The 21,101-nt window shown below is 40.7% G+C and carries 16 protein-coding genes; 7 read left to right on the top strand and 9 right to left on the bottom strand.

The genetic code is table 11. The features are described 5' to 3' along the window. Positions 1-272: 272 nt before the first annotated feature. Positions 273-1,466 carry a coenzyme F420-0:L-glutamate ligase gene (locus FUT79_RS13030; RefSeq protein ID WP_024753069.1) on the bottom strand — a complete coding sequence of 398 codons (1,194 nt, stop codon included), beginning with the start codon at positions 1,464-1,466 and terminating at the stop codon, positions 273-275. A gap of 1,163 nt (positions 1,467-2,629) precedes the next feature. Between FUT79_RS13030 and FUT79_RS13025 the strand changes: the two genes are divergently transcribed. The 5 genes from FUT79_RS13025 (at position 2,630) to FUT79_RS13005 (ending at position 8,136) form a co-directional block, all read left to right on the top strand. After that, complete coding sequence (locus FUT79_RS13025; RefSeq protein ID WP_002698654.1) at positions 2,630-3,871, top strand: DUF3798 domain-containing protein; 1,242 nt, start codon at positions 2,630-2,632, stop codon at positions 3,869-3,871. Positions 3,872-3,991: 120 nt separating this feature from the next. Beyond that, on the top strand, positions 3,992-5,572 hold the full coding sequence (locus FUT79_RS13020) for a sugar ABC transporter ATP-binding protein (protein WP_024753070.1): 1,581 nt from the start codon (positions 3,992-3,994) through the stop codon (positions 5,570-5,572). Then, entirely contained in the window at positions 5,573-6,613 is a 1,041-nt protein-coding gene (locus FUT79_RS13015; protein WP_024753071.1) for an ABC transporter permease subunit, read from the top strand. It begins immediately after the preceding gene. Continuing rightward, complete coding sequence (locus FUT79_RS13010; RefSeq protein ID WP_002698660.1) at positions 6,614-7,735, top strand: ABC transporter permease subunit; 1,122 nt, start codon at positions 6,614-6,616, stop codon at positions 7,733-7,735. Continuing rightward, positions 7,732-8,136 carry a DUF6672 family protein gene (locus tag FUT79_RS13005; RefSeq protein ID WP_039943739.1) on the top strand — a complete coding sequence of 135 codons (405 nt, stop codon included), beginning with the start codon at positions 7,732-7,734 and terminating at the stop codon, positions 8,134-8,136. The genes FUT79_RS13010 and FUT79_RS13005 overlap by 4 nt, the downstream gene beginning before the upstream one ends. 800 nt (positions 8,137-8,936) lie before the next feature. Here FUT79_RS13005 and FUT79_RS13000 read toward each other — a convergent pair. Beyond that, complete coding sequence (locus FUT79_RS13000) at positions 8,937-9,893, bottom strand: 2-hydroxyacid dehydrogenase (RefSeq protein ID WP_024753073.1); 957 nt, start codon at positions 9,891-9,893, stop codon at positions 8,937-8,939. Between the two features lie 295 nt (positions 9,894-10,188). Between FUT79_RS13000 and FUT79_RS12995 the strand changes: the two genes are divergently transcribed. Next, a complete protein-coding gene (locus FUT79_RS12995; RefSeq protein ID WP_002698671.1) occupies positions 10,189-11,178 on the top strand; it encodes an MBL fold metallo-hydrolase in 990 nt (329 codons plus the stop codon). Between the two features lie 68 nt (positions 11,179-11,246). Here FUT79_RS12995 and FUT79_RS12990 read toward each other — a convergent pair whose 3' ends face one another. The 6 genes from FUT79_RS12990 to FUT79_RS12955 form a co-directional block, all read right to left on the bottom strand. Further along, on the bottom strand, positions 11,247-12,620 hold the full coding sequence (locus FUT79_RS12990; RefSeq protein ID WP_024753074.1) for an aldehyde dehydrogenase: 1,374 nt from the start codon (positions 12,618-12,620) through the stop codon (positions 11,247-11,249). A gap of 885 nt (positions 12,621-13,505) precedes the next feature. Next, positions 13,506-13,991 (bottom strand): crossover junction endodeoxyribonuclease RuvC, encoded by a 486-nt coding sequence (gene ruvC / locus FUT79_RS12980; RefSeq protein WP_002697999.1) that lies wholly within the window; start codon positions 13,989-13,991, stop codon positions 13,506-13,508. A gap of 36 nt (positions 13,992-14,027) precedes the next feature. Further along, a complete protein-coding gene (locus FUT79_RS12975; protein ID WP_024753077.1) occupies positions 14,028-16,499 on the bottom strand; it encodes an ATP-dependent Clp protease ATP-binding subunit in 2,472 nt (823 codons plus the stop codon). A gap of 865 nt (positions 16,500-17,364) precedes the next feature. Further along, the gene (locus tag FUT79_RS12965; protein WP_162147461.1) at positions 17,365-17,907 is read right to left on the bottom strand and encodes an ISAs1 family transposase; all 543 of its coding nucleotides are present in this window, start codon (positions 17,905-17,907) and stop codon (positions 17,365-17,367) included. A 673-nt stretch (positions 17,908-18,580) separates the two neighbouring features. Then, the gene (locus FUT79_RS12960; protein WP_002699164.1) at positions 18,581-19,144 is read right to left on the bottom strand and encodes a chromate transporter; all 564 of its coding nucleotides are present in this window, start codon (positions 19,142-19,144) and stop codon (positions 18,581-18,583) included. Then, a complete protein-coding gene (locus tag FUT79_RS12955; RefSeq protein ID WP_002699166.1) occupies positions 19,141-19,713 on the bottom strand; it encodes a chromate transporter in 573 nt (190 codons plus the stop codon). Before FUT79_RS12955 ends, FUT79_RS12960 begins: the two co-directional genes overlap by 4 nt. Positions 19,714-20,011: 298 nt before the next feature. Between FUT79_RS12955 and FUT79_RS12950 the strand changes: the two genes are divergently transcribed. Next, positions 20,012-20,674 (top strand): hypothetical protein, encoded by a 663-nt coding sequence (locus FUT79_RS12950; RefSeq protein WP_148879183.1) that lies wholly within the window; start codon positions 20,012-20,014, stop codon positions 20,672-20,674. On the opposite strand, the gene FUT79_RS12945 is transcribed toward FUT79_RS12950, so the two are convergent. Further along, positions 20,671-20,877: a hypothetical protein gene (locus FUT79_RS12945; protein WP_024753081.1), complete on the bottom strand. Its 207-nt coding sequence runs from the start codon at positions 20,875-20,877 to the stop codon at positions 20,671-20,673. The genes FUT79_RS12950 and FUT79_RS12945 overlap by 4 nt on opposite strands. Positions 20,878-21,101 lie beyond the last annotated feature (224 nt).

Raw genomic sequence — 21,101 nt, 5'->3', positions numbered from 1 at the left:
GGTTCTGAGTTTTGACGTCCATGTCAAAACCAAACCTTGCGAGTTTGAAAACTTCGATGTATAGAAAGAGTTCGACACGGCACAAGGGCGAACCCTTAGAATTTCTACTTTTGGTTCGCCTACGAGTTTTGCCTGTTTACGTTGGAGTATCAGGCAAAACATCGTTTGGAATTTAGCAAGGGCTTACCATAGGAATGCTTAAATCCGGTATCGTTGGATGTTTTGATCAGCATAACAGTAAGCTAATCATAGAACGCTGCACTAAGATTTAATTATTCGCCGAATTTATCAAAATACCCTTGAATGTACACAATTGGCGTGCCCTTATCACCGGAGCCGGAGGTAAGATCTGAAAGCGAGCCGATTAGATCGGTAAGTCTTCGCGGAGTTGTACCTTGCCGCTCTGCAGCGTCATCGGCTACCTGTGTTTTATTTTTATGGATATATTCGGCAATTGCTTTTTCCTGCTCCTCATGCGATTTATCGGCAAAGGTATTATCGGCAAGATATTTCAGTTTTAATTCATGCGGGGTGCCTTCCAATCCTGAGGTAAATCCGGGAGAAACAATCGGATCGGCAAGTTCCCAAATCTTTCCCACTGGGTCTTTAAACGCACCGTCTCCGTATACCATGACCTCAATTGTTTTACCGGTTTTTTCTTTTATCTGTTTTTGGATTGCGTTGACAATTTCAGTGCAGTCATTCGGAAAAAGTTTTACCGAATTGTCCGATGCTTTGTTTGATCCGAGCAATCCGTATTTGGTATTGTACCCGCTTCCCTGTACCGACTCATTTAAAAGAGCGGTGAGATCGTAAACTTTTTTTACTCCGTAAGACTGCAAAAAACGCTTTGTTTTTTCCCGCGTATGAATATCGCAGGCAATAACCGTTTCCGCATGCTGTACAATTGCTTTTAAATTATTTGAAATAAGTACCGAAGAGTTTTTATTATATGCATGCAATATCGAAAGGAAAAATTCTATATAATCTATGCCGGTAAACGGATGTTTATACTGCCCGAATCTTTTTTTGAATTCTTCAGCGGTAAAAGAATCTTGACGCGGATTTATATCTACCGTATTAAAAATTTCAGGATCCATCAAATGATTTCCAACTTCATCAGCAGGAAAACTGAGCATTACCGTCAGTTTATTACCTGCTTTTGCAATACCCTCTAAACACAGAGAAAAACGATTTCTGCTTAAAATAGGAAAAACCAAGGCAAGCGGAGAATCTCCGAACTTTTTTTTGGTATCTGCGGCAATTTGCTCGGTTGTTGCATAATTACCCTGCGCTCGTGCGACAATAGATTCGGTTATTGCTAACACATCTTTATCTTTAATGGTGAACCCTTCACCTTCCGCTGCGGCAAGCAAAGTGTTTACCGCAATTGCAACAATATCATCACCTTTACGCACAATCGGTGCAATTAACCCGCGGGCAGTTGTTCCCGTAAATCTTCCCATAAAAAGCCTCTTAATCAAAAATTCGGCTATGGGATTACTCAACTTTCACAGTGTATCTGCTTGGCTTAGCATGCAGGTAAGGCAAAACGCATGCAATTTTGCACACACAGCGCTTTTCAGTTTCCTTTCCGCATAACCGGCTTATTATAAAAAAAACAAACTCTGCTGTCAATTCAGGTAGCGGTGTGTTACAGGGTTCGTAGGGAAAGAAGAAAAATCATATATTTATGGCGTTGCGGTTTGAGCTTTCCAAAAGTCGTCCGCTAATGCAAATTGTCTATTACTTAAATATGTCTTTCGTCCCAGTGTAGCGTTTTGTAATTAACTTCCATTCATGTTAATCGAAGCATCAATAATAACTGCTTGAGGATTCAGCATCACTTATGGTACATTGCTCACCGTTGCTCAATTCCAAACGATGTTTTAAAGCATCAACACAAAACTGTAAAATTGAAGCTTTAAAACTCGTTGGCGAAGCGGATGCAAATTATTAACGCTTCGCCCTATGGTAAGTTTACTTACCGTTGTCAAACTCAGAACGGGCACGGATGCCCGCGGTTCTAAACAGAATTGAGTTTGAAAACTACCACAGCTATATAAACAGGAGTTTTCAAACTCATAGGTTTGGTTTTGACAAGGACGTCAAAACTCAGAACCGCCACGGACGGCAGTGGTTCCAAGCAGAAACGATGTTTTAAAGCAAGACTATTTGTAAAGCTTTAAAACTCGTGGTTTGGTTTTGACAAGGACGTCAAAACCAAACCGTAGTGTCGAACTCTTTTTTATAAAATTTTTTACGTTTTGGGTAAGATGTAGTAAAAAACGAATCGACTTATTAAAAAAACGTTACACTAATCTTCCAATGTGTACCGTAATAGGTGTTCTGTTTTATAATTGTTGTGTTATTAAATAATAATTCATAAGTCTAACACCTTTTCTACATATGAACCCTCTATTTCTTGAGAAGTATACTTCCATAAGGATTGTTTTTGGCATTTTTTAATTAGGGGCGGCATAAAACTGTCGGGACAAAACGGGCAGCATTAAAACGATGCATAAAAAACAATATTTATGCACTTATTTTGTATATTTATACAGAGAATCGCTTGACATTTTTAAACTATTCCTATAAAGTTACCTATCACTTAGAAAAGGAGTGTTTTATGAAATTAAAAAGAAGTGTTTTTCTTATGCTTATAGCGGCTGCTTTCCTATTGGCAAGCGGTTGTTCAAAAAAAGAAGAAGAAAAATCAGCTGGAAATGCATCGCAGGCAAAAGCCGCCTATCATATCGGTATTGTAACCGGAACAGTATCGCAATCAGAAGATGATTTGCGAGGAGCTGAGAAGCTGATTGAACTGTACGGGGCTGCAAAAGACGGCGGTATGATTACCCATATCACCTATCCGGATGATTTTATGTCTCAGCAGGAAACCACTATTTCGCAGATTGTTGCGCTCGCCGATGATCCACTCATGAAAGCGATTGTCGTAAATCAAGGCGTACCCGGTACAGCCGAAGCGCTTAAACGCGTAAGAGAGAAAAATCCCGATATTTTACTGCTGGTAGGTGAGCCACACGAAGATCCGCTTGTTATTCAACAAGCAGCGGACATGGCAGTCAATAATGACTTTATTACGCGTGGCTATACAATTCCCTGGGCGGCAAAACAACTCGGTGCAAAGAATTTCGTACATATTTCTTTCCCGCGGCATATGTCCTATGAAACACTAGGTCTTCGCCGCCAAATAATGGAAGAGGCATGTAACGATTTAGGATTAAAATTTATTTTTGAAACTGCACCCGATCCGACAAGTGATGTAGGAGTTGCGGGAGCTCAACAGTTTATTCTTGAAAAAGTTCCGCAGTGGATTGAAAAATACGGAAAAGACACGGTGTTTTTCTGTACAAACGATGCACACACCGAGCCTTTGTTAAAACAGCTTTTTGCTTACGGCGGATTTTTTGTAGAAGCCGATCTTCCTTCTCCTTTGATGGGATACCCCGGAGCCTTGGGTATTGACCTTTCCAATGAGGCAAAGGATTTTTCAAAGATTTTGAAGAAAGTTGAAGAAGCGGTTATCGCCAAAGGTGGAGCCGGCAGGTTTGGTACTTGGGCGTTCTCTTACGGTTTTACCTTATCGGTTGGGCTTGGAGAATATGCACGCAGAATTATTGACGGTGAAGCAAAACAGGGAAGCCTAAACGATCTGTCAAAAGCCCTCGGAACCTTTACGCCCGGCGCACAGTGGAAGAGTGAATTTTATATTGATGCAAATACCGGTGTTCGTGCAAAAAACCAAGCGCTGGTATTTATGGATACGTATATTTTCGGGAAAGACTTCCTACCCACCACAATACAGGAAGTTCCGGTAAAATATTTCACCATTAAATTTAAAAAATAAATTATCTAAAAGCCTCCTAAAAATTGGATAATTTGTTAAAACCTAATTGGTTGACAGCGGAAGCTCTAATGCTTCCGTTGTCTTATGATTAGATGAAGGTTTTTACTGGTTATAAAGAAGATGAGTAGAGATACTACAATACTATCACTGGATAATGTTACAAAAGAATTTTCAGGCACGCAGGTGTTGGAAGGCGTAACCTTTGATTTGCATGAAGGCGAAATTCTCGGGTTGGTCGGAGAAAACGGTGCAGGGAAAACCACGCTTATGAGCATTTTGTTCGGAATGCCCGTTATTGCGGAAACCGGCGGATATGGCGGCAGGATAATCATTGACCACAAAGAAATAAAATTTAAGTCTCCGCTTGATGCGCTTGATGCCGGAATCGGAATGGTGCACCAGGAATTTTCGCTCATTCCGGGGTTTTCGGCTGCGGAAAACATCATGCTTAATAGAGAAATCAAAAAACCGAGTCTTTTATCGGATATTTTCGGGGAACGACTCAGTTTATTAAATAGAGCGGCTATGCGTGAGCGTGCGCAAAAAGCCATTGATCAACTTGGCGTTCAAATTGACGCGCGGACACATGTGTCGGAAATGCCGGTCGGGCATAAACAGTTTACTGAAATTGCCCGTGAGATTGACCGGGAAAATGTCAGAATTTTGGTACTTGATGAACCGACCGCTGTTCTTACCGAATCCGAAGCAAAAATCTTGCTTGAATCTATAAAAAAATTAGCGGCAAAAGGAATTGCTATCATTTTTATATCTCACCGATTGCAGGAAGTTATGGATATTTGTGATCGAGTGGTAACCTTGCGGGATGGGAAATCAATTAAAGATATACCCATTGCAGAGACAAGTATAAAAGAAATAGCTGCCTCTATGGTTGGACGCGATATAAAAAAAGCAGTAAAAGATACTGAAGAAAAAGATTTTGGGCAGGTATTATTTGATGTTAAAAATCTTTGGGTTGATATGCCCGGAGAGGTTGTGCGCGATGTAAGCTTTTCAGTTCGTCAAGGAGAGATTTTTGGAATTGGAGGATTAGCCGGACAGGGAAAGGTTGGAATTTTAAATGGAATTATGGGACTTTTTACCTGCGGTGGCACTGTAACTTTTGAGGGAAAAGAACTTGAACTGAATAATACAAAAAAAATATTGGAGCAGGGAATTGCTTTTGTCTCTGAAGATAGGCGCGGGGTTGGACTCTTGCTTGATGAAACATTAGAGTGGAATATTGCGTTTACTGCTATGCAGGTAAAAGATGAATACCTTATCAACCTTTTCGGAAAGTTGATAAAAGTGCGCGATGATCGCGCAATGCAAAAACTTGCAGAAAAATACGTTGATATGTTGCAAATAAAATGTACAAGTACAAAACAAAAAGCAAAGGAGCTTTCCGGAGGGAATCAGCAAAAAATTTGTTTGGCAAAAGCATTTTGCATGAATCCGAAAATTCTTTTTGTAGCGGAGCCGACACGGGGAATAGATGTGGGGGCTAAAACTCTTGTACTTGATGCACTGAGAAAGCTGAATAAAGAAGAGGGAACTACAATTATTATAGTTTCCAGTGAGCTTGAAGAATTGCGTTCGGTTTGTGACAGAATAGGCATTGTTTTTCAAGGGAAAATGGCAGGAATACTTTCTCCAAAAGAAGAGCCTGCAGAGTTTGCTTTATATATGGCCGGAGTGAAATAAATGGAAAAAATAAGAATATTCTTAAGAGAATTCGGTTGGCCGCGTGTTATTATCTTTCTATTTTTACTTTCTCTTTTTATAGTGGCGCCTTTTGTAGATGTAAGCATTGGCGCATCTTTAAAAGATCTTATAAATCGATTCGGTATGAATAGTTTGATGGTTCTTGCTCTGGTGCCGATGATACAAGCTGGTTGCGGATTAAATTTCGGACTTTCTCTGGGGATCATCGGGGGATTGCTCGGATCAACACTTGCAATGCAAACCGGGGCACAAGGCGCTATGGGATTTACCCTCGCAATTATTTTCTCAGTCTTTTTTTCAAGTATTATCGGTTGGGCATATGGTATTATGTTGAATAGGGTAAAAGGCGAAGAAATGACTATTGCTTTATATATCGGCTTTGCTGCGGTGATGTTCATGTCCATCATGTGGATACTTTTACCGTATTCAAGTGCAAACATGGTATGGGCATATGCAGGGCGCGGGTTACGTACTACTATAAGCCTTGAAGGATTTTGGGATAAAATACTCAGCACGCATTTAGTTATTAAAATTCAAAAATTTGAATTTCCGCTTATGCTCATTTTATTTGTTTCTATTTGTTTTGCTCTAATGAAACTTTTTATGCACACCAAAACAGGCACGGCAATTACCGCTGTAGGATCAAATCCCGAATTTGCTCGGGCAAGCGGAATCAATATCGAAAGGGCGCGAACAATAAGCACTATTGTTTCTACAGCTACCGGAGGAGTGGGAATTCTTTTATACCAACAAAGTTTTGGATTTATTCAATTATATCAAGCGCCGCTATTTATGCCTTTCCCGGCAGTTGCAGCCATACTCATAGGCGGCGCATCGGTTAACAAAGCTTCAATATTGAATGTCATCATCGGAACGCTTTTATTCCAAGGAGTTTTGACAATGACTCCCTCGGTTATTAACAGTATTTTGCAAACCGATATGTCGGAAGTAATTAGAATCGTTCTTTCTAACGGAATGATTTTATATGCGCTTACCAGAAAAACACAGGTAACAAGGTAGATGAATATGATTAAAAACAAATTACAAAATTTTTCACTAATAGATTTTTTGGCAGACAACCTTGTATCACTATTATTTTTGACGATCTCATTTATTGCAATTCCTATTTCAGGACTTTCCGCGCATCATATTATCAATGAGATTTTAACCCGTATCGGAAGAAATTCTTTTTTAGTGTTTTCTCTTATTATTCCGATTATGGCGGGGATGGGAATCAATTTCGGTATGGTTCTCGGTGCGATGGCAGGGCAAATAGGTTTGATCATCGCAATGGATTGGGGAATAGGCGGAATATATGGATTGGTTTTTGCCGCTCTCATCGGGATGCCGCTTTCTGTTATTCTTGGGTGGATAGCGGGATCGGTTCTGAATAACGCACGCGGAAGAGAAATGGTAACAAGCTATATTCTGGGCTTTTTCTTTACGGGTGTATATCAGTTTTTTGTATTGTATTTATTCGGTTCCCTTATTCCGATGCACAATAAAGCGATTACCCTTTCCCGCGGTTACGGTGTACGAAATACGCTTGAACTTGCGCCGGTACGTCAAGTGTTGGACTCCGCCTTGCCGGTAAATATTTTAGGTTTTAGAATACCATTGCTATCTTATCTCATTATTATTGCGCTTTGTTTTTTTATTATTTGGTTTAAGAAAACAAAACTGGGACAGGATATGCGCGCAATCGGGCAAAATCAGGCGGTATCAAATTCAGCGGGTATTGATGTTGAAAGGACGAGAATTCTTGCGATTGTAATTTCTACGGTTTTAGCATGTTTCGGTCAAATAATTTTCTTACAAAACATGGGAAACATAAGTACCTATAACGCTCACGATCAAACAGGTTTTTTTGCCGCCGCCGCAATTTTGGTAGGAGGAGCATCGGTAAACAAGGCAACAATTCCCAATGTGTTTTTAGGTGTAATCCTCTTGCATTTTTTATACGTCGTTACTCCGATGGCGGGGCAACATTTATTTAACTCGGCAATGATCGGCGAGTATTTCAGGCAGTTTTCAGGTTATGCGGCTATTGCGCTTTCGTTGGTTATGCATGCAATGAAAACACAGCGTAATGCAGAGAAACAACGTGCATTACTGAGAATGCAAAGTGAGGTTAAATCATGATCCGTATTGAAAATACGAAAATAAAAATTATCATTCGAATTTCGCTTGCGGTAATATATGTATTGTTGCTTTGTATAATGTTTTTATTTGGAAGAACACATACGGTTCTTCTTGACAATAGAGATGCCGCAGACGGCTCATATAAAGCGATACCCGGTTTTGAAATTAAGCTGAATAATGAAGACTCAATAGAAATGTTTAAAGGCGACAGAGATAAAATCTTATTGCGCGGACAAAATCATACGCTTGTGGTTACTTTTTTTGACGGAACACCCCCTTTCAAGGGAGAATTTCAAATACCGCTTTTTCAAGATGCGGTGTTGCTTTCCATTCCGGCTCTTGTGAATAAACATAAAAACGCAATATCCCCTTTTGAGATGTACAGCGTGCAGGAAGAATAAAAAAATATCATAAAACGTAATATAACTGCGAAGGGATTTAAAAGATATTTTAAATCCCTTTTTTTTAGAAATTTTTTAAAAAGTTTTCTTTTCGATACAGCCCTCCTTTCGCGTAATGATAAAACAGCCGGGGATGGCAAAGGCAAACGATGTTTTAAAGCACAATTTTTTTTCAGGAGATTTAAACCGTATTACCAAAAATTGTCATTAAAGCGATAATTTTTGGTACGCTTTATATGGTAGACTCTTTAAGGGGTAATTTTTATACCCTACTATAACGTTTTTTTGATAACTCGATTATTTTTCTTAATGTATTTTATACAAATCGTAAAAAATTTTATAAAAAAGAGCCCCTGGTTAGTTTTTGACGTCCTTGTCAAAAACTAACCCACGAGTTTTAAAGCCTTGCAAACAGTCTTGTTTTAAAACATCGTTTCTGCGTGGAACCACCGCCGTCCGTGGCGGTTCTGAGTTTTAACGTCCGTGTCAAAAACTAACCCACGAGTTTAAAAACTTCTATTATTATAGAAGTGTGGTAGTTTTTAAACTCGTTTCTGTTTGGAACCACGGGCGTCCGTGCCCGTTCTGATTTTGACGTCCGTGTCAAAAACTAACCCACGAGTTTTAAAGCCTTGCAAACAGTCTTGCTTTAAAACATCGTTTCTGCGTGGAACCACGGGCGTCCGTGCCCGTTCTGATTTTTGACATCCGAGAGCGGCTTACCATAGGAATGCTTAAATCCGAACGCCGTTATTGTGGATGCTCCGATTAGTACACAGAAAGCTAATTACGGAACGGTATCAGTATTTAACCTCATTTTTAGGCTTACCGTTTAGCCAAGCATAGACATTGCTAAAAGCTATCTTCGCTCTTGTAATCATGGATTCATCTGTTGCATATGCAACGTGCGGTGTCAAAATTGTATTTTTTGCATGCAGCAGAGGATAGTCGCTCGGAATCGGTGGCTCCATATCGAATACATCTATTGCGGCTCCTCTTATTTTTCCGGCATTAAGCGCTTCGGCAAGTGCGGTATTATCAACAATCGGTCCGCGTGCGCAGTTTATCAAAAAAGCATTTTCTTTCATAAGTGCAATTTTTTCTTTTGAGATAAAACCCTTTGTGGAATCGTTAAGCGGCAAGTGCAGGCTTATTATATCACTGTTTTTCATCACTTCATTAAGCGAAAAATATTTTACGCCAAGTTTTTTCAGTTCATCAGATTCATGGTTACTATACGCAAATACCTCGCAATCAAATGCTTTAAATAATTTTGCAACCCTTGTGCCTATGCGCCCCGCTCCGATTATACCAACGGTTTTACCCATCAGTTCGTTTCCAATCAGACTCTTCCCAGTGCCGCCCTTTCTTGTTGCCTCGTCTGCAGCTTTCATATTTCGTAAAAGATTTATGGCAAAACCGATGACAAGCTCGGCAACCGACTCATTACTATAGCCGGCGGCGTTTGTTATCACAATATTTTTTGATTTACATGCCGCCTGCCCCACATGATCAATTCCGGTAAACGCAACACTGAGTAATTTTAATTTCTCTGCATTTTCAATCACTTCGTTCGGAAGCGGATTGCTGCCGATCATGACAACATCAGCATCGGCGGTTCGCTTTTTTAATTCGGCAATATCTTTTGTAAGAGAATCATAGGCTTTGAATTCATGCCCCTGCACGCTGAATTGTTTTGCCAAATCTTCGATAATTTCCGCTTTAACGCCCAAAGGCTCAATTAAATTGATTTTCATTTTATCCTCCGTATTGTATTGGAGACCGCTAAAATAACTGTCTTAGAATCTCCTTCCATTGCGATTTTGATATTTTGCAAAAACTAATCAAGCCTTTACAAAACATTCCGTCGTCAAAAGACAGTATAGCAGATTTTTTAAAAACTCACAGCTGAATTTATGCTTTAAAAATTTTAATTGCAAAGATTGGACTAAAATCAGTATAAATAATAGATTGATAGTGCTATAATTATAAAATATTTTACATAAGGAAAAAGAAATGAAAAAACTTCGATAAGAAGTTTAGGGGAAACAAATGAAAGAAGTTTATCAAAATATTTTTATGAAAGAGATTCCGCTAACCGGCAATCCTTTAAAATCAATCAATATATTCATCATAAAAACTCCGGAAGAATCGCTCATAGTAGATACCGGCTTTAACAATGAGGAAGTGCGGGAGCATATGATGCTTTTTCTGAATGAATTAAAAATTGATTTAAATAACACGGCGCTTTTTTTAACGCATCTTCATGCGGATCACATAGGGTTGGCAAGTTTTTTGCAGGGAAAAGGAGTGAGGAAAATTTATCTTTCGGCGGTTGACGGCGCTATTATAAAAAACGGTTTTAAAAAAGAGAGTTCCCATTGGCAAAGAATTATAAAAAATTCTCATAGGCAGGGGATGGATATAGAAGGGCTTAAAATTGAGGAGCATCCGGGATTTAAAAACAGGTCCGAAAAGTCTTTCTCTTATATTCCCTGTAAGCCCGGCGATACATTGAGTATCGGTGATTTTCACTTTGTGTTTTTAGACGAAGCGGGGCATACACCCGGCATGCTCGGCTTGTATGAAGCGGAGAAAAAAATTCTTTTTTGCGGAGATCATATTTTAGGAAAAATCACTCCAAATATAACTTATTGGGGAGAAGAATTCGGAGATTCACTGGGGATATACATGAAGAACCTCAACAAAATAAAAAACTACTCCATTGACCATCTTTTCAGTTCGCATCGCTTTCTTGTTGATGATGTGAATAAGCGCATAGACGAAATACTGCATCATCACCGAGTGCGGCTTGACGAAATTATGTCTATCCTGCGCCAAGACGAAGCTCTGACAGTCCGAGATGTTACCTGCCGTATGCACTGGGATATTCGCGCTAAAAACTGGGAGAACTTTCCGCCTTCGCAAAAATGGTTTGCTGCCGGAGAAGCCGCCGCTCATTTATTACATCTTGTTCAATTGGGCAAAGTAATTGAGACAATCGATGACAACGGAGTTGCGTGGTATAAAATCCGCGCATAAAAACCACCGCGCATTTGGAATATCTACTTTGCGAACGCTTCCGTATGGGAAGCTTGTACAGCGCCTCTTTACATAAATTTTTTTATGGTGTTGTATTTTGATTCGGAGTAGGGATGATAGCGCAGTTTTAAATCAAAAAGAGTTGATTTTTTCAAAATGCTTTTTGCATTGCTGAAAATTTTAAAGCTTTCTTCGCCGTGATATTTTCCCATGCCGGAATAGCCGACTCCGCCGAAAGGCAAATAATTTGTTGCAAGATGCACAATCGTGTCGTTTACACAGCCGCCGCCGAATGACAATTCGGTTAAAATCTTTTTCTCTATGCTTTTATCTTCGGTAAAAAGATACAGCGCAAGAGGCTTATCCCGTTTTTTAATTTCGCTGATGGCGGCATTCAAATCTTTGTAAGTAATAACCGGCAAAATCGGGCCGAAAATTTCTTCCTGCATTATCGGAGAATCAAAATCAATATTCTCGATAATTGTCGGCTCAATAAATCTGCTGTTTGTTTCGGTGCTGCCGCCGACCACAAGCGTTCCGTCGTGTAAAAGATTGCTGAGTCGCTCAAAGTGTTTATCATTTACGATTCGCGGCAGCTGCATTTGCAAATATGTTTCCGTTGGGAAAAACTCTTTGAAAACATTTTTTGCTTCCGCGATAAATGCTTCTTTTATGCTTTCGTCAATTAAAAGATAATCGGGCGCAACGCAGGTTTGACCGGCATTCAAGGATTTACCGAATAAAATACGCCGCGCCGCAATTTTTATGTTTGCGGATTTTTCTACAATGCAAGGACTTTTCCCGCCAAGTTCAAGCGTTATCGGCGTAAGATGTTTTGCCGCCGCTTCCATTACAGTTTTTCCAACCTGTATACCGCCGGTAAAAAAAATATAATCAAACCTTTGTGTTAACAGCTCGGTGTTTTCTTTTCTGCCGCCTTCCACCACGGAAATATATTCTTCGGGAAAATTTTCGGATAAAAGCTTTTTGAGCGCCGCAGCAGTTGCAGGCGTTTGATTGGACGGTTTTACGACTGAACAATTCCCCGCAGCGATGGCGCCCACTAACGGCGCAAGCGTTAAGTTAATCGGATAATTCCAAGGTGACATAATCAAAACGGTACCGAAGGGCTCATAAAGAATTGAACTCTTTGCGGGAAATTGCGCGATCGGCGTTTTTACTTTTTTCGGTTTCATCCATTTTTTTAGATGCTTCATTATAAAGTTCAATTCTTCATACACTATTCCGAGCTCCGAAAAATATCCTTCCATCTCGGTTTTATGCAAATCCGAGTAAAGCGCATTCAAAAGTTTTTGCTGATTTTCCTTCAATGCCGTTTTCAGTTTTTGCAACTGCGCAATTCTAAACGCATACGGCTTTGTTGCATTTGTATCAAAAAAATCCCTGCACGCTTGAACACGCGCCGCAATATCATTTGTCATAATTATTTCCTTTCGCATTTGTTTTATAGCCATCCTCATTTTACACTTTCACGCTAAAAAATGAAATAGACAAATCATACCCGTTGTTAATCAAGGGTAATTTCATCACTATGCTTTTTAGCGAAACGTACACTCCGCGGAGAATCTAAATAATACCCAATCGGGGCGTTGCGGTTTGAAGCGTATAAAAATTCGGCTTTGTTTTATAGCATGCCGAAACAACGCACTCGCAAACCGCCGGCGTACTACGGGCTCCGCTGTCGCTGCGGCTCTTTTTGCGCTATTTTAGGCGCGCAAAAAGGATCCGGCTTCGCGCTTTTGAAAAAGCGCTCGCCGTCCTCCGTATGCCTAACGCATGTGAAGCATTGTACATCCGTGTACAATGCTTCACAATGAGTTTTGCCCATTTACTTTTTTGTACGGACAAAACTCATTGCTGCATAGAACCACCGCCATCCGTGGCGGTTCTGATTTTGACATCCGTGTCAAAAAGTAACCTACGAGTTTTAAAGCTTTGCAAATAGTTTTGCTTTAAAACGTCGCTTCTGTTTGGAACCACGGGCGTCCGTGCCCGTTCTGATTGTACATCCGTGTACAATGCTTCACAATGAGTTTTGCCCATTTACTTTTTTGTACGGACAAAACTCATTTCTGCATAGAACCACCGCCATCCGTGGCGGTTCTGATTTTGACATCCGTGTCAAAAAGTAACCTACGAGTTTTAAAGCTTTGCAAATAGTTTTGCTTTAAAACATCGTTTCTGCATGGAACCACGGGCGTCCGTGCCCGTTCTGATTGTACATCCGTGTCTAGTTTAACTTGACAATTCAGGTATTGAAAGAACGCTGCACTGTAGTTTTTGAATAAAAGCGTTTTTTAGGGTTTTCACAAAAAGCTGTCTGTGTGTGCGGCGGTAATGGCGGCTGCGAGGGCATCGGCGGCGTGGTCGGGGGTTGGTGCGGTTTTTAAGCCTAATAGGATTTTGACCGATTCTTGCACTTGATGTTTATTTGCTTGCGCTATTCCGGTTACGGTTTTTTTTATGGCGTTGGGGGCGTATTCCCGTACAGGGATTTGCCATTGTGCAAATGCTAAAAGTATAACTCCGCGCGCTTCGGCGACTGATAATCCGTTTGTTACGTTTTTTGCAAAATAAAGGGTTTCAATTCCGGCTGCATCAGGGGTGAACTCTTTCAGCACTCCGCCGATGGAATCGAAAATTATCGCAAGCCGTTCTCCTTGTGTGTTTTCAGGCTTTGTTTGAATTACACCGTACGTGAGGCAGCGCAGTCGACTTCCCGACTGCGCTACCACGCCGTATCCGGCAGAGGCAAGCCCGGGATCAATGCCTACAATTATCTTTTCACGCATATATGGAAAAAGCCTTTTTTGCCGCCTGAAAAAGGACTAAACCTCGGGTTCACAGGTAATAGGAATGTCCGAAGTTTCTTGCGGCAAGCCGATAATTCCGGGTTGGCAGGTAAGCTGTAAGCCGTCCCCTTCTATCTGTATGTCAACAGTGTCGCCGGAAGAAACGGTGCCGTCGATGATTAAAAGCGCAAGGCGGTCTTCAATTTCCGTTTGCAAAAGCCTGCGCATCGGGCGGGCGCCGTATGCCGGATCATAGCCTTTTTCAATACAGAATTCTTTTGCTTCATCGCTTAGATGCAAATGAATATCTTTCTTTTTAAGCCGCGCAAAAAGTTTCTCAAACTCAATCATCAAAATTGATTCTATTTCTTTTTTGCCAAGCGGCATGAAGACAAGCGTTTCATCAAGCCGATTGATAAACTCGGGCGAGAAAAAGTTTTTTATTTCGTTGAGTGCGTTTGCCCGAATATCGGCGTAATCTATAATACCTTCGGTTGAATTGGTAAAACCGAGTTGCCGATCGGTTGTAATAGAGCGAGACCCCGCATTGCTTGTCATAATAATGACCGTGTTGCGGAAATTTACCGTGTGTCCGAGATTGTCTTTTAATTCTCCCTCTTCCAAAACTTGCAAAAGCAGATTGAAAATATCGGGATGTGCTTTTTCGATCTCGTCAAGCAGAATTACCGAGTATGGCTGGCGACGCACTTTTTCGGTCAGCATGCCGCCGTTTTCAAAACCGATGTATCCGGGCGGCGCTCCGACAAGGCGGGATGCGTTGTGTTTTTCCATATAATCACTCATGTCAATTCTAATCAGCGACTCGGCGGAGCCGAAAAGGAATTCCGCAAGAGTTTTTGCAAGCAGCGTTTTTCCGACGCCGGTCGGGCCTAAAAATAAGAAAGAACCGATGGGGCGTTCGGGCGATGCAATGCCCGCGCGAGAACGGCGGATTGCATTTGAAAGTATGCTCACCGCTTCGTCCTGCCCGATAACTTTTTTGCGCAGTTCTGTTTCAATGTTCATAATTCGTTTTGTTTCGTCTTCACCCAGCGAGCGGATTGGAATATTCGTCATTAACGAAACCGTTTCCGCAATATCTTCGGAGAGGATGGAAACAATCGGCTGTTCATTTTGCTGTTCCATTTTTAATTGTGCAAGCTGGGTGCGCAATTCTTTAGCCTCATCACGAACAATAGCCGCTTGTTCAAAATTTTGCGATGCAACAAGAGCTTCTTTTTCTTTGCTGAGATCTTCTATTTTAGATTTTATAATCGCAAGTTCTTTTGGGCTTTCATCATGCTCAATTTTTTTCATTGCGCCCGCTTCGTCCATTACGTCAATCGCTTTGTCGGGAAAAAACCTATCGGGTATATAGCGTTTTGCAAGTTCTACAATCTTAACAATCGATTCTTCGGTGTATTCAACGCGGTGATGCTCTTCATACTTTGACTTTAAGCCGCGCAGTATCTCGCAGGTTTCTTCAAATGAGGGCTCGTTAATCATAACGGTTTGGAAACGGCGTTCAAGGGCAGCGTCTTTTTCAAAGTATTTACGGTATTCTTCAAGGGTGGTTGCTCCAATGCACTGAATGTCGCCGCGCGCAAGTGCGGGTTTGAGCATATTTGCCGCATCAAGGGAGCCCTGCGAGCCGCCCGCCCCAATGAGGGTATGCAGCTCATCGATGAAGAGAATAATATCTTTAGAATCGGAAGCTTCTTTTAAAATACGCTTGAGCCGCTCCTCAAATTGCCCGCGGTACTTGGTGCCGGCTATAATTGAACCTAAATCAAGGGCAATAACCCGTTTGTTTAAAAGAGAGTGAGGAACTTCCTCACGGATAATTGCTGCAGCCAGTCCCTCCACGATTGACGTTTTGCCGACGCCCGGCTCTCCGATTAAAACGGGGTTGTTCTTTCGTCTTCGGGATAGAATTTGAATAACGCGCTTAATTTCTTTCGCTCTGCCGATAACCGGGTCAAGCTCACCGTTTTGAGAAATCTCCGTAAGGTCGGTGCTGAATTCCGGTAAAATGCTTTGTTTATCCTGTTTTGGTTTTACAGCTTCGGAGGGAGCGGAAAGACGTATCGCAATCCTCCTGGCATCGGAGAGGAGAATCCCTTCCTGAGTAAAAAGCTGCGCCAAAGAACTTTGCTCTTCTCGCGCAAAGGCAAGAATAATATGCTCGGTGCCGATATAATTGTGGCGCAGTGTTCGAGCTTCTATTGCCGCAGCATCCAGCATATTTTTTATTCTGCCCGACGGAGGAATTTCGCCCAATACGGGAGGCCCTTCACGAGACGGGGTGCTTTGCTCAAGAACAAGTTGAAAACTTAATAAATTGATATTGAGTTTTTCTAAAAGCTCAAAGCCTTTGCCCAGTTTATTTTGCACCAAGGCAAGCAAAACATGCTCCGGCTGCAAAAGATTTGCGTTTAATCTTCTGGCGGTTGTTTGGCTTAACTCAATCAGCAGTCTTCGTGCATTTGATGAAAGGTCTTGAAGCATATACTCTCCTTAAAGTAAAAAATTTTGAGAAATCATGAAATTCCGAAAAAAGCTTATCCCGCAGTATATCCGCCGGATAAAATTCGGACTCATACCAACTGCATCCAATCAACAATGTTTTGCCCGCAAAATATAAAACAAACTCGGGCAGCTAAACAAGCCTGTGCTATTTCAAACACTTGCTTAACCTGTATCCTTAACTAAAAAGTTTTTGAGGAATTTAGTATATTAACCGCTCAAGCGGGCATGAAGTAATTCCTGAAATTTTCCTCTGCGATTTAATGTTTATTATCCTGCATTATAGTCTTTTTTGCTTTGAATTACCAGACAGGCGGGGGACTGTACTCCTACCGGTGGGCTTTAAAACAAAGGATAATCTGCTAAAAGATACTCCTTTTATCTGTTATCGGCAAATTTTAGCGCGAAACTTATCGTTAATTTGCATGAAATGATTTAAGCAACCCTGCAAGTTTTAAAACTTTGCAAATACTTTTGCTTTAAAACGTCGCTTCTGTTTGGAATCACGATCGTCCGTGGCGGTTCTGAGTTTTGACATCCGTGGCAAAAACTAAACCACGAGTTTGAAAACTCCCTGTTATAAAAAGGAGCCCGACACGGCGCAACGGCGAGCAAACTTACCATAGAGATGCTGAATCTGCAAGCTATTATTACCAATGCCCCGATTAGTATACCAGCAACTTAATTACAAAACGTTATACCAGGTTTTTCACACGACAAGAGCTAAGAAGATTTTTATTCTTTCCTTTGCAGTAAAAATAATCTTTTTTTTAAGTGTTTCGTGAAGAATTAGATTGATAATGCTTGTGCTAAACTGCCGAACGGGTCTAAACTCATTGCGTAGCGCTTAGCTTTCACCTGAATATTTTTTGCCGTGGATATGTTCTACCCGTTTGAGAATTGCAAGTGCCCATTTGCGAATAATATTTTGGTTCATTGCGGCATTCTTGTCTATCGTGGTGTTCGCATCTTCTTTGAACGTAACATCCAAATGCCAATGCATACTTTCTATCGCCCAATGTCTGCGCACCGCTTTCATAAATAAGTCGATATGAGCAGCCAAAGAACTGATGTAATACCGCCGTTCGATGGTCGTTTTCTCTCCTTTTGTGATAACGGTTTCTACCATGCCGATACTTTTTATGCCTTCCCACTTGCTCTTATTTGAAAGCCATGCAATGTCATCAGTTATATAAAAGTTTCTTGTTTCAAATTGTCCGTGTGCTTTTTCAGATGTACTTCGGTAATTTTCGCACGCTGTAAGGTTTTCTCTTATTTCGTCAATACGAAAATAGTCAGAAATATCATCGTAGAGCGTTTTTTGATTCTCCTTTACCGCAAGAACATAATCAGCTTTGCACTCTTTTTTTATCATTTTTGCAATGTTCATTTGTGTTCCGATGGGCCATAACACGGCGGATGGTGTCATGTGTCGGGATGCCGTTTTCAAGTGCAATATATTGCCTAAAAAACTGTTCATTTTTTGTGCAAACATTTCTATTTCAGTCCATTCATCGGCATTTGCGATTGTTGCAACGAGAGCGATAAAAATAATATCGACTTATTATCCGCTGTACATGAAAAGAGTTTTCTCAGCTCTTGTCGTGGGAGAGATTAAATCAGGGCTTACGCATGGAGAACGAGAATCATACATTCTTGGGCGTTGCCTTATATATAAACTTTTCTCTTTAGAGAGCCTCTTGTATCTCCTACTACAGCGTTTTTTTAATAAATCGATTCGTTTTTAATGCATCTTACCAAAACGTAAAAAATTTTATAAAAAGAGTCTGACACAACGGTTTTGTTTTGCCGTCCGTGGCAAAATGAAACCTATGAGTTTAAAAACTCCTGTTTATATAGCTGTGATAGTTTTCAAACTCAATTCTGCTTGGAACCACGGGCATCCATGCCCGTTCTGAGTTTTGCCGTCCATGGCAAAATGAAACCTACGAGTTTAAAAGCTTTAATTTTACAAAACAGTGTTGATGCTTTTAAACATCGTTTAGAATTTCGCAAGGGTGGCAATTTACCATAGGCAAAGCCTTAGCGCACGGGGTGTGGTTTTAAAAAAACAAAACGCCTAAAATTGCTCCGGCAACAACAAATACTATCGGATGGATTTTTTTAAAAATCGTGCTGAGCACAAATAAAAGAGTAAAAAAGCCTATTGCTTTCCAGTTCCCGATATCAAGTATTTTTTTTGTACTTAAAAAGCGCGGAACAGTAAGCAATGCAACATTGAGTACATTCCATGCAGCGACGGCAATCATACCGGTAGCTCCCGCTCGTAAGCCATAAAAAGTTTTCTTTACTATCGGGGTGTCCTGAAAATTTGATGAGTATTTTGCAATTAACACAATAGTAATCAAAGACGGCAAAACAATACCCGTTGTTACCACTAAATCGCCGACTACACCGTAAAGCTCATAGCCGATGTATGTTGTCATATTGATTCCGATCGGTCCCGGAGTTGATTCAGAAATTGCAACCATTGCATAAAAGTTCTCCGGCGAGATGAGCCCCCGCGAAACCAGTTCCTGCTGCATAATACTGATAGAAACCAAACCGCCGCCGATTGTGCAAAACCCGATATAGAAAAAAAGAAAAAACAATGCAGGCAAACTCATTTTTCTCCTCCTTCAGCCTTCACTTTAAAATACTGAAAAACATAGCCCAGCAAGCCCGAGCAAAGCACAATAATGATACCCGACACATTAAACATCGCCATGGCTATAAAGGCGGCGGCGGCAATAGCAAAAGTCGCAATATCAAACACTGTTTTTCTGCCGAAATCGTATACAGCCCGAATTAAAAGCATGGCAACGGCAACATTGATACCCTTAAATGCTTTTTGCACCCAGACAATATCCTGAAAGTTGCTGATAAAGGCTGCAATAATGGTAATAACGATAATTGAAGGAGTTACAATTCCCACAGTAGCAATAATTGCTCCCAAAAGCCCCAACCTTTTATAGCCCGAAAACGTTGCCACATTTACCGCAATAATTCCCGGCGTGCACTGCCCGATGGCAAAATAATCGATAATTTCCTCTTCGGTCAGCCACTTCTTATCGTCAACTAAATCTCGCTTAAGAATCGGTAGCATCGCAATACCGCCGCCAAAAGTTACTGAGCCTATCTTAAAAAAAGCCCAAAAAAGCGAATGTAAAATTTTGAGTTTTTCTTTGATTGTCATGGCACAAGCTTAACAGAAAAAAATAAGACTGTACAGTAGGCATTTTGCAGATACCCGTATTTTGCCGCGCCGTTTCTATTGCAGGAATAATTTTGCCATCAACCTAATATAATTTTCTATTCCTCAAATATTTATATGTGGTTATTTTTCATCTGCAAGCTCCGGTCTGTACATTACATCTGCTTGTAAAATTTGTAGACTTACGGTAAAATCGTTACGAAAGAACTGAAAACAAGAAACGCTAAATCAATCCATATAATAAACATATAACGATTGATAGTTTATGGGCAAATTTATTATGAGACAAACAGACAAATCAAAATCAATTGAATCGGAATTAGCGGTGAAACAGATCAAACCCGATGAACTTTGCTTGCGCCTTGCGAATGAAAAAGATTTGCCGCGTATTTTAGAAATTGAAACCGAAAGTTTTTCTTCGGAAATTGTGGAATCTCCCGAAACCTTTGCAGAAAGGATCCGTCATGCGGGCAACTGTTTTTATCTTTTATGCAAAACTCCGGCAAAAGGCGAACGAGCGGAAGAAGAAAAAATTCTTGCCTATTTGAGTGCTGAGCTATGGGAAGAGCTTCCCCCAATGAAAGATGAATTTTTTGCACTCGGGCATTCGGCTAAGGAAAGACATCGCGAAGAAGGAAAAGTACTATATATTGCTTCGTTTGCGCTGGCAAAAAACAATCGCGGAAAAAAAGTACTGCGACACGGAAAAACGGAGAGCCTGGCAAGTTTCTTTTTTCGTTCGGCAATTGATACCATCTGCTCGGACTACCCGAAAATCGATACCCAACTTTTACTTGTGCACAATGAGTGGACCGCGGCAAAATATATTTATCAACAACAAGGGTTTTACGAAATTGCAACCTTTACCCGATTTGAAGGCTTCGGGAAAGCCCCCGCCCTCATCTATAAAAAAGATATTCCGCAAACATCGGCGCAAAATTAAGTTGCAGCCTGTATAGCAAAACCATTTTCTCTATTTAATAAAAAAGAAATCGACACGGCGCAACGGCGAAATCTTGGAATTTCTACCTTTGCTTCGCCTACGAGTTTAAAAGCTTCAATTTTACAAAACAGTGTTGATGCTTTTAAACATCGTTTAGAATTGAGCAACGGTGGGCAATTTACCATAGGAATGCTTAAATCCACAGTCCCTTATTGTTGATACTCCGATTTTTATAACAGGAAGTTAATTACAAAACGCTACACTAGCACAGTGTAACTTTACACGCGGTTTGGCAAAAAACACAATCAGAATCGCCACGGACGCCCGTGGTTTCGCGCAGCAGCGATGTTTACAAACAAAAACCCTAAATATTAAAGTTTTGTTTGTAAACACGTAGGTTTAGTTCTCGCCGATGGTAAATTACTCA

It is taken from the genome of Treponema phagedenis, assembly GCF_008153345.1.
Lineage (GTDB): Bacteria > Spirochaetota > Spirochaetia > Treponematales > Treponemataceae > Treponema > Treponema phagedenis.
Note: the sequence above shows the minus strand (reverse complement) of the source record. Positions and strands in the feature narration are given on the sequence as shown.

Coding starts and splice junctions, on each gene's coding strand:
- FUT79_RS13030 (WP_024753069.1), bottom strand. CDS start 1,466: ATGGGAAGATTTACGGGAACAACTGCCCGCGGGTTAATTGCACCGATT.
- FUT79_RS13025 (WP_002698654.1), top strand. CDS start 2,630: ATGAAATTAAAAAGAAGTGTTTTTCTTATGCTTATAGCGGCTGCTTTC.
- FUT79_RS13020 (WP_024753070.1), top strand. CDS start 3,992: ATGAGTAGAGATACTACAATACTATCACTGGATAATGTTACAAAAGAA.
- FUT79_RS13015 (WP_024753071.1), top strand. CDS start 5,573: ATGGAAAAAATAAGAATATTCTTAAGAGAATTCGGTTGGCCGCGTGTT.
- FUT79_RS13010 (WP_002698660.1), top strand. CDS start 6,614: ATGAATATGATTAAAAACAAATTACAAAATTTTTCACTAATAGATTTT.
- FUT79_RS13005 (WP_039943739.1), top strand. CDS start 7,732: ATGATCCGTATTGAAAATACGAAAATAAAAATTATCATTCGAATTTCG.
- FUT79_RS13000 (WP_024753073.1), bottom strand. CDS start 9,893: ATGAAAATCAATTTAATTGAGCCTTTGGGCGTTAAAGCGGAAATTATC.
- FUT79_RS12995 (WP_002698671.1), top strand. CDS start 10,189: ATGAAAGAAGTTTATCAAAATATTTTTATGAAAGAGATTCCGCTAACC.
- FUT79_RS12990 (WP_024753074.1), bottom strand. CDS start 12,620: ATGACAAATGATATTGCGGCGCGTGTTCAAGCGTGCAGGGATTTTTTT.
- ruvC (WP_002697999.1), bottom strand. CDS start 13,991: ATGCGTGAAAAGATAATTGTAGGCATTGATCCCGGGCTTGCCTCTGCC.
- FUT79_RS12975 (WP_024753077.1), bottom strand. CDS start 16,499: ATGCTTCAAGACCTTTCATCAAATGCACGAAGACTGCTGATTGAGTTA.
- FUT79_RS12965 (WP_162147461.1), bottom strand. CDS start 17,907: ATGAACATTGCAAAAATGATAAAAAAAGAGTGCAAAGCTGATTATGTT.
- FUT79_RS12960 (WP_002699164.1), bottom strand. CDS start 19,144: ATGAGTTTGCCTGCATTGTTTTTTCTTTTTTTCTATATCGGGTTTTGC.
- FUT79_RS12955 (WP_002699166.1), bottom strand. CDS start 19,713: ATGACAATCAAAGAAAAACTCAAAATTTTACATTCGCTTTTTTGGGCT.
- FUT79_RS12950 (WP_148879183.1), top strand. CDS start 20,012: ATGAGACAAACAGACAAATCAAAATCAATTGAATCGGAATTAGCGGTG.